This window comes from Rhodoferax sp. ZS1R8 (assembly GCF_056521325.1).
Genome location: NZ_JBWMBA010000012.1, coordinates 1 through 12,468 on the forward strand (window position 1 = coordinate 1; position 12,468 = coordinate 12,468).

At 53.8% G+C, this 12,468-nt stretch carries 13 protein-coding genes; 1 reads left to right on the top strand and 12 read right to left on the bottom strand.

Annotated elements, in window-relative coordinates; translation table 11 throughout:
• Positions 1–355: 355 nt before the first annotated feature.
• The 11 genes from AC097P_RS23010 to gspG form a co-directional block, all read right to left on the bottom strand.
• Positions 356–778 carry a type II secretion system protein gene (locus AC097P_RS23010; RefSeq protein WP_479612773.1) on the bottom strand — a complete coding sequence of 141 codons (423 nt, stop codon included), beginning with the start codon at positions 776–778 and terminating at the stop codon, positions 356–358.
• 58 nt (positions 779–836) lie between these two features.
• Positions 837–1,319 carry a type II secretion system protein gene (locus AC097P_RS23015; RefSeq protein WP_479612774.1) on the bottom strand — a complete coding sequence of 161 codons (483 nt, stop codon included), beginning with the start codon at positions 1,317–1,319 and terminating at the stop codon, positions 837–839.
• Positions 1,316–1,807, bottom strand: a complete 492-nt coding sequence (locus tag AC097P_RS23020) for a prepilin-type N-terminal cleavage/methylation domain-containing protein (protein WP_479612775.1) — start codon at positions 1,805–1,807, stop codon at positions 1,316–1,318. The genes AC097P_RS23015 and AC097P_RS23020 overlap by 4 nt, the downstream gene beginning before the upstream one ends.
• Positions 1,808–1,825: 18 nt before the next feature.
• Positions 1,826–3,859: a secretin N-terminal domain-containing protein gene (locus AC097P_RS23025; RefSeq protein ID WP_479612776.1), complete on the bottom strand. Its 2,034-nt coding sequence runs from the start codon at positions 3,857–3,859 to the stop codon at positions 1,826–1,828.
• Positions 3,860–3,862: 3 nt separating this feature from the next.
• Positions 3,863–4,507 carry a hypothetical protein gene (locus tag AC097P_RS23030; protein ID WP_479612777.1) on the bottom strand — a complete coding sequence of 215 codons (645 nt, stop codon included), beginning with the start codon at positions 4,505–4,507 and terminating at the stop codon, positions 3,863–3,865.
• A 1-nt stretch (position 4,508) separates the two neighbouring features.
• Entirely contained in the window at positions 4,509–4,931 is a 423-nt protein-coding gene (locus AC097P_RS23035; protein WP_479612778.1) for a hypothetical protein, read from the bottom strand.
• Between the two features lie 179 nt (positions 4,932–5,110).
• On the bottom strand, positions 5,111–6,079 hold the full coding sequence (locus tag AC097P_RS23040) for a hypothetical protein (RefSeq protein WP_479612779.1): 969 nt from the start codon (positions 6,077–6,079) through the stop codon (positions 5,111–5,113).
• Positions 6,076–6,894, bottom strand: a complete 819-nt coding sequence (locus AC097P_RS23045; protein WP_479612780.1) for a hypothetical protein — start codon at positions 6,892–6,894, stop codon at positions 6,076–6,078. The genes AC097P_RS23040 and AC097P_RS23045 overlap by 4 nt, the downstream gene beginning before the upstream one ends.
• Before the next feature lie 38 nt (positions 6,895–6,932).
• Positions 6,933–8,651: a GspE/PulE family protein gene (locus AC097P_RS23050; protein ID WP_479612781.1), complete on the bottom strand. Its 1,719-nt coding sequence runs from the start codon at positions 8,649–8,651 to the stop codon at positions 6,933–6,935.
• 8 nt (positions 8,652–8,659) lie between these two features.
• Positions 8,660–9,880: a type II secretion system F family protein gene (locus tag AC097P_RS23055; protein ID WP_479612782.1), complete on the bottom strand. Its 1,221-nt coding sequence runs from the start codon at positions 9,878–9,880 to the stop codon at positions 8,660–8,662.
• Between the two features lie 24 nt (positions 9,881–9,904).
• Positions 9,905–10,360 carry a type II secretion system major pseudopilin GspG gene (gspG, locus tag AC097P_RS23060; RefSeq protein WP_479612783.1) on the bottom strand — a complete coding sequence of 152 codons (456 nt, stop codon included), beginning with the start codon at positions 10,358–10,360 and terminating at the stop codon, positions 9,905–9,907.
• A gap of 40 nt (positions 10,361–10,400) precedes the next feature.
• On the opposite strand from gspG, the gene AC097P_RS23065 reads away from it, so the two are divergent.
• Positions 10,401–11,651 carry a hypothetical protein gene (locus AC097P_RS23065; protein ID WP_479612784.1) on the top strand — a complete coding sequence of 417 codons (1,251 nt, stop codon included), beginning with the start codon at positions 10,401–10,403 and terminating at the stop codon, positions 11,649–11,651.
• 57 nt (positions 11,652–11,708) lie between these two features.
• Here AC097P_RS23065 and AC097P_RS23070 read toward each other — a convergent pair whose 3' ends face one another.
• On the bottom strand, positions 11,709–12,170 hold the full coding sequence (locus AC097P_RS23070; RefSeq protein ID WP_479612785.1) for a YcbK family protein: 462 nt from the start codon (positions 12,168–12,170) through the stop codon (positions 11,709–11,711).
• Positions 12,171–12,468 lie beyond the last annotated feature (298 nt).

Here is a 12,468-nt window from a genome sequence, read left to right on the forward strand (position 1 = left end):
CTGGTGACGGTGGGCTTCTTCAGGCATGGTGCACTCCCATAGTCTGTGATTCTTTGATTCTCATAGAGGCGGGATTCATCGTCTCGGAGCCATGGGGCCACTGACTAACCGGTCGAGGAGTTCATTGGGTAATGCTCGTTATCCCGAGCTGGTTTGCTTCATTGCTTCTGCTTGCACGCATACTCCTCAGGCACGTTATGTCTCGCAAAAAAAAACTGACAGGCCCCTTCTTCGCGGTGTAGCCAGGTAAGCCTGCACGCCTGTGAATCTAGCGGTTAGTCATCTCTTCGCGCCACTCCAAACGTCCTTGATGGCAATAAAGGCTAAGTGGGTCAGATAATATGGGCAGACCGGCTCACTTCGGCGTATAAACAAATTGCCAGTCTGCGTAGCTCGAGGCATTTGCGAACGCCTTCAAATTGATTGGAAAACCCGCCTGCTTTATAGGCACACCTTGCGCTTGCGAATACACCCCCATAATGCCACCATTGGGGGCCCTGATCAGGCCCCACGAAGCATTCTGATCACCAACCGATGTCATCGGGTCTGGGTAAAGCCTTCGTAGGGGCCAGCGATTCACTATGGCGCGCTCATCCTTCAATAAGCTATCCAGACTCTCGGGATATAGCTTATTGGAACCGGGTGTTTGCTCGTAGTATTTGTGAATAGCATCAAGGTACGCTTGACCAACAAACAACAATTGCTCTTCCTTTTCCCGTTGGGTTTGCGTTTGGTAAACCTGGACCATCGACCCTGCAGCCATTGTTGTCAGCAACACAAAAAGTAACACCACGAGAAGGACGACCCCAGATTGCCTGGGCCACAACTTCTTCTGTCTACCAGTCACGATAGTGCGACCCATCCAAAGCAACCTTTTCCGACTTAGACGAAACATCAAAGACTTCTCTACCTGCACTGAAATCACCAGGCATAGCGCCATAGCTGCGAATATTCCAGTTCGCACTTGGTGGTACGGACAGATCCTCCGCGAACGGATCGCGTGGGATGCTCCGTAAAAAAAATAGGGGTGGGGCGTTCGATTTAAGTTCAGTAGCCCTGGGAATTCCTTTGATCAAGGCATCCAATGATGGCGGGTACCCGGAAGCGCCAGTCGCTTTTTCTATTACACCTGAATCTGCCGCAGCTTTGTAAGCGTCGAGCGCCTGCCGAATCGTGCGTAACGCGCGGCGCAGCTCTGTCTCTTTGGCACGCACTTCCATCACAGAGGCCAAGGGAAGTACAGCGGACGCCACAATTCCAATCAAAGCTAGCGTGACCAATAGCTCTACCAGCGTGAATCCAAGTACCGCGCGCTTCATTTGGATGCGGCACGCTGGATGGGCATCGGCGACGATCCCCCAATGGGTTGTGTCGCGCCGTTCGGAATTGGCATATCACCCCTATCCAGGGCCGGCCCAGCCTCCGATGACACAGGTTCAGGTGTTCTCGGCAGGGCGCTGGTTTCGCTAGGTGCAGCAATGTCATAGACCCCGGCTTCCAACCGGCTCGGATCCTGAACAATTGTCCAGTCAGCCGAATCAGTGACCGGGTCAATGGGAATTCTCCTCAGGTAGCGCTTCTCGACCAGTTCTTCAAATTTCGCTGGAAAGCGTCCTTGGTCGGCACGGAACTTATCCAGTGCATCCCTGATAGTCGCCATATTCTGGTCGCGCACTTTAATACGGGAAGAATCGGCGGTTTCCAAATACCGTGGGACAGCAATTGTCAAAAGCAACGCCAATAGCGTAAAGACTACCAACAACTCAATCAGGGTAAAACCCCGATGCATATGTCGCAAGGTACTCATAAGTTCGTAGTAAATGGTCTATCGACCCATACCAATTGGCGGGGGCAACGGTTGACCCGGTACAGGCCGATTTTGTGTATTTGGTGCGATCGCGTTCGATGACTTGACCGGAGCAGCATTAAACAGAACGGCCCCCGTGGGCGCTATGGTTGGCGCGTTGTAGGTCGTTGCGCCGGTATTTTGTGTGCTGGCACTTCCCGTGCTACCGAACAACGAACCAGGCACGCTCAGCTTGTCGACGGGATCAGCCAGTATCGGCCTCTCTCGCACAACGTTGTAGGTACCGGAAAAGATGTTTTTTACATCGGGTGTACGTATCGCAAGATTGCGCACGATGTGCGGCGTGATCGCCAAAATGATTTCGCTGCGATTGGATGTCCCTGAATTGTTGCCAAACAAGCGTCCGATCCACGGGATGTGCCCAAGGCCGGGCACCTTGGCAGCCGTATTTCTATCTTCGTCGGTGATCAAGCCGCCCAATATCTGAGTTTCGCCGTCCTTAAGTCGGAGATTGGTCGAGGCATTTCGGGTGCCTATCTGGTACGAGCGCCCACCCTTGTCATCGGTGAATTCCTTTGCAATATTGCTGACTTCCAAGCTGATCTTAATTCCGACCTCACTGTCCGCATACACCTGCGGCTCAAACTCCAGCTTCAAACCTACGTCCTGGTAAGTGACGTTGCCGGTAATCACCGAGGACCCCGTATTAATGGGTGTAACAGTATTGACGATGGTGGGAACTCGGTCCCCTATCATAATTTTGGCCTGCTCTTTATTGCGGGCTCGGATGCGAGGGCTGGCCAATATCTTGGCGTCGGTATCACTGAGCTTGAAATTGATCGTGCCCGACAGTGGGGTCACCAACAGGTTACCTAGATTGAAACGTGCCAGCGCACCTGTTGTCATGGGGGCCGTAGAGGACCCGGGGGTACTTATAGTCAAGCTACTGGGGGGGGTTACACCTAGGCTACTTTCACGACTATCACCCACTTCCAAGACCTCAACCTCCAGCATGATTTCGGGGTCGGCGACATCATGGGCGGCAATCAAGCGTTCTGCTAGACGCAAGCTCTCAGGCGTGTCGCGGATGACCATGATGCCGGTCTTCTCATCTGCTGACAGCTCTTTGAGTTTGAGCATGTTTTTGAGCATGTTGGCTAGATACTTGATGTCTGCGTTGGTGATCTGGAAGGTTTTTATGTAAAGATCTTCGTATTCATCCACCTTCGCGGCATTAGCGGGATAAATCAGTAACGTATTGCCATTGATCGTCCGCTTTCGCAACTGGTGTTGCAGTAGTAACAAGTCGATCGCATCGGACACGGAGACATTGGTCACAAGGATGGTGGACCTAGCATCCTGCTTGACTTCGCGATCAAACAGAACATTAAGGTTGGCGGTCTTCGACAATGACTCAAACACAGACTTCAAACTTGCATCGCTGAACTGCAGTGTGACCAATTTTTCCAAGGTATTTCGCAGGGCTAACGCTTTAGATCGACTGATGTCCGCGGCGGCTTTTCCATCAGTGGCGTCATCCCTAAGTTTGATGGCGCGCAGATTCTTCGGAAACTCCTGCAGCACCTGGATCGCGCGCTCTAGCGCAAGATCAAATCGTCCGCGGTCCAGGAAATCTTCTCCGTCCAACAGCAGCTGCACGTATCGAGCATCTTGTTTAAGTCCGTTGATAGCATTCAGAACGGCGTCGTTACCTGCGTCCATATTGAGTGCGCGGTCATAGACCCGCTGGGCGTGTTCGATATAACCTTCGGCACGGTGGCGATCACCGAGCTTAAGCAATTCTCGGATTTGTTGATCTCGATTCTGCAAAAAATCAACTTTGTATTCGGCATTAGTTTTGGCACGTTTTGCCGCACTTTTCAGGTCGGCAATACCTTGATCAGGCATATCCAACTTCACTTCCGCCAGTCCCTTTGCATGCTCTACAGCGGCGCAGCTTGCGAGCAGCGCTGTCAATGCTAGGGACACCATACGCCAAGTGAATGGCGAAGATGTGATTGGGATGAAATTCATAAGTGTCTGACGGCGCATGCGTTATTTCGCGAGAGGTAGAGATTGTCGCTGGCCCAGCGGTAGGTAAGTAAATTCAATGGTGTCGGCGTTGATTGCTTCAACCTTGTAAGTGCCACGGATGTCATCACCCTGGCTTACAGCCAGCGAGTTGCCCCGCTCGTCTAAGAACACCACAGGCTTTCCTCGGGCAATATCTTGGCCACGTATCGCCCCCAGGACGACAAAGGGCAATGGAGGTGCGGTCGGCGGCGGCGGCGTCTGCACCACGGGCGGGGCAGGGGGGGGGGGTGGTGGAAGCGGCTTTGGCGCCGGCTTCTTCTGAGGCTTTGGCTCAACAGCCGCGACAACTACGGGTTTGTCCATGCTTGCGCGCAAGTTCAATGGTGCAAATGGGTTCTGCAGAATTCCGGGTGTTAGACGACTGGGTACAACTGCAACGCTGGCTGCAGCTTGCGCCGGTGCGACGGTGGGCAAGTCCGCAGCAGGCGTGCTAGCAGGTATCCACATAGGCTTGGCCATCATGGACAGGGGATCGATCTTTGCTTCCCCCTTGTTTGGCCCCATCTTGAGTGCGAGGAAAAAGCTCGCCGAACCTGCGACCAGCACAAGTATGAGCTGCAGCCAGAGTGGCGCACGGGTCAATCGTGACCTAAGCGAGGTGAACATGCTATGGATTCCCCAGCTTCCCTGGAGGTATCGGAGCACCGACAGTGTCCGGGCTCCGGTCCGGCGATTTATATAGAAGCATCAGACGAATAAGTAGTGTGCCCTGCGTCGCTAGGCCATCCGTGCGCTCGACTCTTATCTCCTGTAAAGAAGCAAAGGGAAAATCCATCAACACCTGTGAAAGAAAGCCTTTGATTTTTGGATAGTCTTCTTTAACTTTTAGTTCGATGGATCGCATGGTCAAGGGAAGTTTCTCGTTCCGATCGGTCTTGTACTCAACAACTCCCAAAGAAATACCAAATCTGTTTGCAAGTGCAAAGATTGCGCGCAGGTCTTCCAAGAACGCCGAGTCTGGCGGCGCCATTGGCAAGGCTTCATTGCTGACGGATGGGTTGCGTATGGCCGTGCGCTGTGTCTTTTGCATCAGCGCTACGGCTCGGTTGACTTCCTGCAATTGCTTATGGGCATACCAAGCGCCTGATAGAGAAGCACACGCTGCCAGGAGAAGGCCAGACGCCAATAGCGTTGGCCAACCAAGCTGGCGTCTGCGCAGAGCCTGTGAGAAAAGGCTACTGGCAGTCTGCTGAAGTCTTGTTCCGCGCATTACTTGTTGGCTGGCGCGGCTGGTGCGCTGGCGGGTTTGGTTTGAACCGTCGAATTGACGGACTGCAGCGGAAAGATGGCGTCGGCTATTCCTTTCGCAGGTGGTGGCGAGGCAGCAGCCGCTGCTGGCGTGGCTGCTGCGCTGACTGGTTTAGTCTGAACCGTCGAATTGACGGACTGCAGCGGAAAGATAGCGTCGGCTATTCCTTTCGCAGGTGGTGGCGAGGCAGCAGCCGCTGCAAGCGTGGCTGCTGCGCTGACTGGTTTAGTCTGAACCGTCGGATTGACAGACTGCAGCGGAGAGATGGCGGCGGCCATGCCTTTCGCGGCTGGCGGCGTGGTAGTCGCCACGTCTGGCGCGGGCGCTGAAGCAACCTCGCGTGTAACACGTGGCACGTTGATTTTTGGATTCAGGGTCACGCTAACCCTAAACCGAAGAACGGTAGGTCCGACCTTTTCGTCAGGTTGTTGGTTAGAAAGCTCTGCTTGCAACACACGGGGATCCTTCTTGAGCGCCTCGATGTACGCGAGCATGATTGGCGTGTTAGCAGCCAGTGCAGAAATATTTAGTTGCGTCGCCGTACCATTGACCCGGGTAGGGGCCAGCGAGACGATGCTGACACCAGCATGCACGGTGTCGGCTGCCACTTCCAACGCGTCGAAGATGCCGTCCCAGGACATGTGTACCGATTCCTGGATTTGGGCCCGCAACGACTCGCGTTCCGTTGCCGCAGTATTGTTTTGCTCGGCCAGTAATTTGCGCTGCTCAGCGGCTTCTCGCTGTATGGCCTTAACGAGTGCCGTCTGGGCGGACTTGGCTTCACTGAGGCGTAAGAGCTCGTAGACTAGAGGGTATAGGCTTGCAACAAAGGCTATGGCACCGATGCACAGCAGCACCCAAACTATCGGAAGGTGCTTTTGTGCCCTTGGCGCAGCGTTGAGCTGTTTAATGTCCAGATAGTGGGTCATCGGCTGATCGCTCCACTGTGCTCCTCTGGCCAGCGAACGACATCAACTCTAGGCTCATCGGTGCTGCGATGCTGCGCACGCAGACGACGAACAGCCTTGTCGATCACGTCATCTCCGCTGGTGTGGGCCGCAGCCGGAAGCCACATGCGCACCGCGGACAAGGGTTCTAATCCTTTAAGGGCTAGAAACTGGACTACGCGGCTGCGACCGCCATCAAGCCTACGTTCAACGAAGGCGGTATATTGAATAGCAGTCATATCGAGACCGGTGCGCCCCTCGATCGGCGTGCCCCTATCTATCAACTTGGCGATGTGATTGACGAAGGCAGGTTTGCAACTGCTGAGGCGCATGCCCGCTTGCGCACACAGTGCGTCAACGACCTCCACGATGTGGTGCTCAATGCAAGTTACCAGATAGCGGCGACCTGACCCAATTGGAATCCAGCGCAGCATGCAGCCATCTGGCTGAACGGCCCAGTTTTGTAAAACCCAAGCTTCAACATAAGCCCTCCTATCTGCGTCCGACAGGTTAGCGTCTCCCTCAGCAAGTATTTCCAGAACGCCGACTCGGGAGAGCGAAGGGCCCAGTACGACGTCAACAGAAGTTCCAGACAGAGTGCGCTCGCTACTCTTAAGTGTGTCCAGTCCGTTTTGGAACAGGATTGCCAGGTTCTGTGTTCTGGTATCGCCTCCCACAGTCACAGATCGGATGGGGTGGTCAAAGTCCGCGTCTCTGCCGAACAGATACGCAATCCCGCGTCTCCATGCCAGACGGATACCTGTATTGAATTCGGGCCGCATGACATCCATAGTCATGAAGCCTTCAGTAAGTGAGACGACAATTCTTGACCGGGTCATTGGACTGGTGTCACTCGGTTGATCTCGTCCAAGGTGGTCATTCCACGGCGAGCCAAGGAGATAGCGGAATCTCGTAGCGTCTTGAACCCTTGCTCTCGTGCGGCACTTTTGATGGTCGAGATGGGGGCATGCTGTACCAGTAAATCCTTCATCCTATCGTCAATGGAGAGTGTCTCGGCGATGGCACAACGGCCTTTGTAACCCGTCCCGCGGCAAGCGGGGCATCCTACTGCTTTCTTGTATGCGGGGACTTCGGAGTGTCCGGCCCTTGACGATCCGGCGTCGAGTTCATGGTGCTCTGCAGAAGGCTCTACGTCGACCGCGCACTGCTGGCATACAGTTCTCACTAGGCGTTGAGCCATGATGCCTGTCAAGGCTGCCACTAAGCTGTAACTATCCACGCCCATATTCGAGAATCGCCCAATAACATCGAACACATTGTTTGCATGTACTGTGGTGAAAACCTGATGTCCGGTCAAAGCTGCCTGAACCGCAATCTGGGCTGTTTCACTGTCGCGAATCTCGCCCACCATAATCTTGTCAGGGTCGTGCCGAAGGATGGAGCGCAGCCCTTTGGCGAACGTCAAGCCCTTCTTTTCGTTGACGGGAATCTGCAGTACACCATTGAGTTGGTATTCAATGGGGTCTTCGATCGTGATGATTTTGTCCAGACCAGTGTTGATCTCTGAAAGTGCGGCGTATAGCGTCGTGGTCTTGCCGCTACCCGTGGGGCCGGTAACCAGAAGCAAGCCGTAGGGCAGTCGGGCCGCCTGTCGGATGAAATCCTTGACGACTTGTTCGAAACTCAAGGTGTCGAGGGAGAGGGACTCGAACTGCCCAGTGAGGTGTTTGCGGTCCAAGATCCGCAACACAGCGTCTTCACCCGAGATGTTGGGCATCACGGAGACCCGAAAGTCAATCTCACGCTGGTCCAACATGACCCTGAATCGCCCATCTTGCGGAACGCGCCGCTCCGAGATGTCGAGATCCGATAGAACCTTGATGCGGGAGATAACCTGATTGGCAGCGTCTAAGCTATCGACCTTCCTTATGGACTGCAAGACTCCGTCTAACCGATATTTGATGTGCAGGGCTTTGTTCTGCACTTCAAAGTGAATGTCAGATGCGCCTATCTTTAGGGCGTCGTAAAGGGTTGAATCAACCAGACGCACGGTTGGGTTACTCGTGCTCTCAATCGCTGACATGGATAGCTGCAAGATCGTACTGCCGCCAGCTTCAACATCGTTCAGGCCATCCTCGATGGTGACCGTGTCCATGGCGCGGAGGTGCTTCTCGGCATTTTCCAGGTAGAACTGAAAATCACCCTCTAGCACCAAGACACGGGTAAGCGTGTCGGGCGCCCGATCTTCAATCAGTGCTTCAAAATACTGGTGCGCGTCAAGGTTGTATGGATGGCAGGTGACAAGGAAAAGGTTCGACGCTGCCGCATTTGCTTTCGTGCCCAGTACACACTGTTTGCGTTGGCATTCCGCAAAACTGGCACGTTCAAAATCGGGGTGAATGTCCTCGAGATCGTGGGCCGAAAGAGTCCGCATACCAAAGGCGTCACCAAACCGCTGCAGTACGACAAACTCCGGGACGTCATGTGTCTGGGCCAGGGCGCGCACGCGTTCTTTAAACCCGAGATCCCTATGACTCGCGAGCACATCAAAATCAAGGGACCCAATCTCAGGGTTCGCTGTTTCCAGTTGCATATCCACCGCTAGGAAATACTGGAAGCCAGATCAAATATCGGCAAATACATCAAAATCACGATACCGCCGATGATGATGCCAAAAATGATCATTAAAATTGGCTCAACCAGTTTGCTGACGATATCGATATTGCGCTGTAGGGAGCGCTCATAGAAGTCGGCAATGCGGTCAAGCATCTCTGACATGGACCCTGTCCTCTCCGCCACGTGAAGCATGCTTGAAGCCACGACATCAGCGAGACCTGATTGCGATAAGGCGGCACTGACGCCAATGCCTTCCTGCATATCCAGTAAGGATTTCTTGAGCAATCTTTGATCGTCTGGGCTCAAGAATTCCAAACTGTAGACCAGCGCCTTATGAATTGAGATACCACGCGAGGTCAGAATCGCCGTTGTTCTGTACATTTGGAGATGCTGGAATTCACGCATTACTCCCGCTACCCCTGGAATACGCTTCAACAGAACTTTGCGGGTTTGCGGGTTGTTAAACTGGATGAATCCGAAAATCAAGAGCGAGGCGATACCCAAGAGCATTAGAACTGGTGCCCAGGCATGGGTGCTGACAAACCGCCCCCACTCCATGAGGATTTGCGACATCAAAGGAAGCTTTTTCCCACTGCTATTGATCAGGGTAGCAAAGCGTGGAACTACTACCCCCATCAGGAGAGCCACAACCAAGGAGCCCACAATGAGCAATAGTAAGGGATAGACACATGCACCTACCACGCGATCCCGCACGGTGCGTAGGCTTTGCTGGTGCTTGGCATAGCGCGACAGGCCCGTTGCCAAGTCACCGGTCTCTTCGCTGGCGGCGACAGTTGCAATCAACAGATCCGGAAAGGCCTGGGTTTGGGCCAGAGCTTCTGAGAAAGCCTGTCCCTGCAAAATCAAAGTATTGACTTGGCCCATAACTTCTTGGCGCGCGGCTGTCTTTTCCTGTTGGTACAGGGCGTGTATTGCTTCCTTGACCGTTACGCCAGCGTCCATCAGTGTTGCCATGTCTTGAGAAAAAGTCACCGTATCCAGTGTTTTAGACTTGCCCAATAGTTGCGAAAACTGACGTCGAAATGTTTCGCCCAAAGTGGGTGTCACGGGCTCACAGCGCAATACTGTTGCTCCATCCGCAGACACAGCCAGCCTGGCGGCGTCTTCGGACATCGCGTCCACACGTCTGAAGAACAGGCCACCGCGTATATCCACAGCGGTAATGCTGAATGCATGGGTAGACATGGGCGCGTCGCGTGGAAGAGCTTTTTAGTCAGTTGACTTGTCGGACAGTGCAATGTCTTTGGCGTCACCCTCTCCGCCAGGCTGGCCGTCAGATCCCTGCGATATCAAATCAAACTCCCTACCATTGCCGGAAAGATGATAGAGGTATTGATTCCCCCAAGGATCAACGGGAACTTCCTTCTTTAGGTAAGGGCCTTGCCATCTTTTGACACCGGTAGGCTGTGCCATCAACGCTGCCAGACCTTGCTCTTGAGTCGGATACGTTCCGACCTCTAAGCGGTATTGCTCTAATACTTTGGAAAGTGTGTCCATCTGCGCACGAACGACCTTTACCTTTGATTTGTCCACCGTTTCAAAATACCGGGGGGCGACCAGCCCAGCCAACAGGCCGATAATCACAATAACGACGAGTAGCTCAAGCAGCGTAAAGCCTCGTGATCGACACTCACGAATCCGCGATAGAGGAGGTTTAGCTATCAAGGCAGTTCACCCATGTAACTTATGAAAGGACCTGATTGTATTGCGCAGCCTTTTGGTCAAGTGGGTTTGGTCATTGGCGCCTGTTGAATTCAGTCATGACGAATTACTGACCATCGCAATGTTGGCAAGAAGCCGTGGGAATCATGTGTTCGTTATTGACGCCATTTATCCAAACTCCCCCGACAAAAAAGACCTCATCGTTGCTCTACGTACAATCGCGGGCTGCAAATTGATCGCTACCCAAATGATATTTTTAACAAAGCCCCGCATCCGTCCACATTTGCTTGCTGCAGCCGCAGTGACCATTGCAGGACTGTTCTCTGGTTGCCAAGACGGCCCGGATTCGGGCGTAGCTGTCAAGCCGGTGATCCCTGCCGCTGACTTTACGAGCGCGGCTGGCCCAGCTTTTCACATACAGAGTGGAGCTGTCGCCCCACTGAACTGCATTGGCCCGACAGATAGCAGCTACCAGTGGGTGATCGAATCCAACGGCAACCTTCCGATTGAGCTGTCCAGTGGCAACGCCGCGAAATCAAGCTTCACCGCGCCTATTGTCCAATCGCCAACCCCCATCACGCTGGTTTGCCGTATGACGGTGACCAATTCCATTGCGGCAACGGCAACTTCCGTAGCATCGACTGCATCCACAGTCGTAACGAGTCGCGTCGTCGTGACCATTGACCCGTTAGAGTCAGCTGCGACCTTGGTTACAACCATCAGTGGAAACAAGACGGCAAACCCGGGTTCGCGTTTGTCGCTGACCGCAAATTCCGCTTGGTATGACGCCAAAGCTGTGCTGACCGCTGGTCCAGTCATCAACTACAACTGGTCTTTGGGAGCTGGCGCTCCATTTGGGACTGTCATCACTCCGGCGACAGGCAGCTCCTTAGTGGACGTGATCATTCCTACCGGTATTGTCGATGCGGTGTTTTTCCCGGTAACGGTTACCACAACATCCGGTACCAAAAGTACATCAGCGACTATTACTGTGCTTGTTGACCCAAGTGGGGCAATTACCCTGGCTATCACTCCACAGGCGCAGTCGGTGCAGTCAGGGGCCGTAGTATCTATGAACGCGACTAGCGGAACTAAGCTGTTTTACCAATGGTCGGTGGTTAGTGGCCCCGCTGTTTCTCTGGGAGGGGCCGCGACCAACCAGGTGGGCTTTGTGGCGCCAAAGGTTACTGTCGTGACTAATATGGTTTTGCGAGTTGCGATTGGTTACGCACCTATTACGGCTGCAAATCCCGGGGTCTATTTCTTGGAAGGTGTGGTTACGGTAAATCCGTAATGTCGACAGCCCGATATGTCGCACTGGCGTGAGGCGCCGGTGTTGACGGGTATGGGCTCAGCCTTTCCAAAATCTGAGCCGACCTCTGTCTACATGGGTGAATCCCTTTGACGGGTACCAGCCCACGCCACCTCCGCCGAGCCAAAGCCCAAAGCGCGCGAACTGCTGACTTGTGACCGAAGAGTGTCGGATGTCTGTTGCGCCTCCACTCACATGCTGACTGTCCTTGGCCGCTCCCTCGATATGCGCATTTCTTCTAGCTGTGCGATGACCGCTGGTGACATCGACTGGTTCGGAAATGTTGAAGTAACGTAGCCAGCCGTCGACGCCATACAAAATGTCTAGCAGAACGGGTTGCATCCACACGGCTTGATTCTCGACTTTGTCCCGCAAAAACCAGCTGATCTCTTTCCACGCTTCCTCTTGAACTTCGCCGTCGATCCAGTACGTCGATTCAAGCAGCACACCGTCGCGGCGAAGCCTGATCGTGCGCGGCCTAATCCAAAAGTCGTTCGCCATGGCAGGTGCTTCCTCAGCCCAAGCCGGAAGAGTCAGCGAACTGGCCAACGCGACAAATGGCAAGGTATCAACGGCGGTCTTCAGTATCTCTCGTCGACGAATCAGTATGTCTTGCCCCATTAATCTGGAAGTTCGCATGAAAAGTGAGTCTGCGCGTAGTATTTATGCGACATAACTTTTGAATTGTAGATAGGATGTTGGCGGTCCTTCAGGACCCATTCAGGATTAGGTTGCAGCCGTGGCCTTGAAGCGGGTCTACTGCTCCGGGAGAGGCCTCAAAAAGCCCACCGTCACCGGC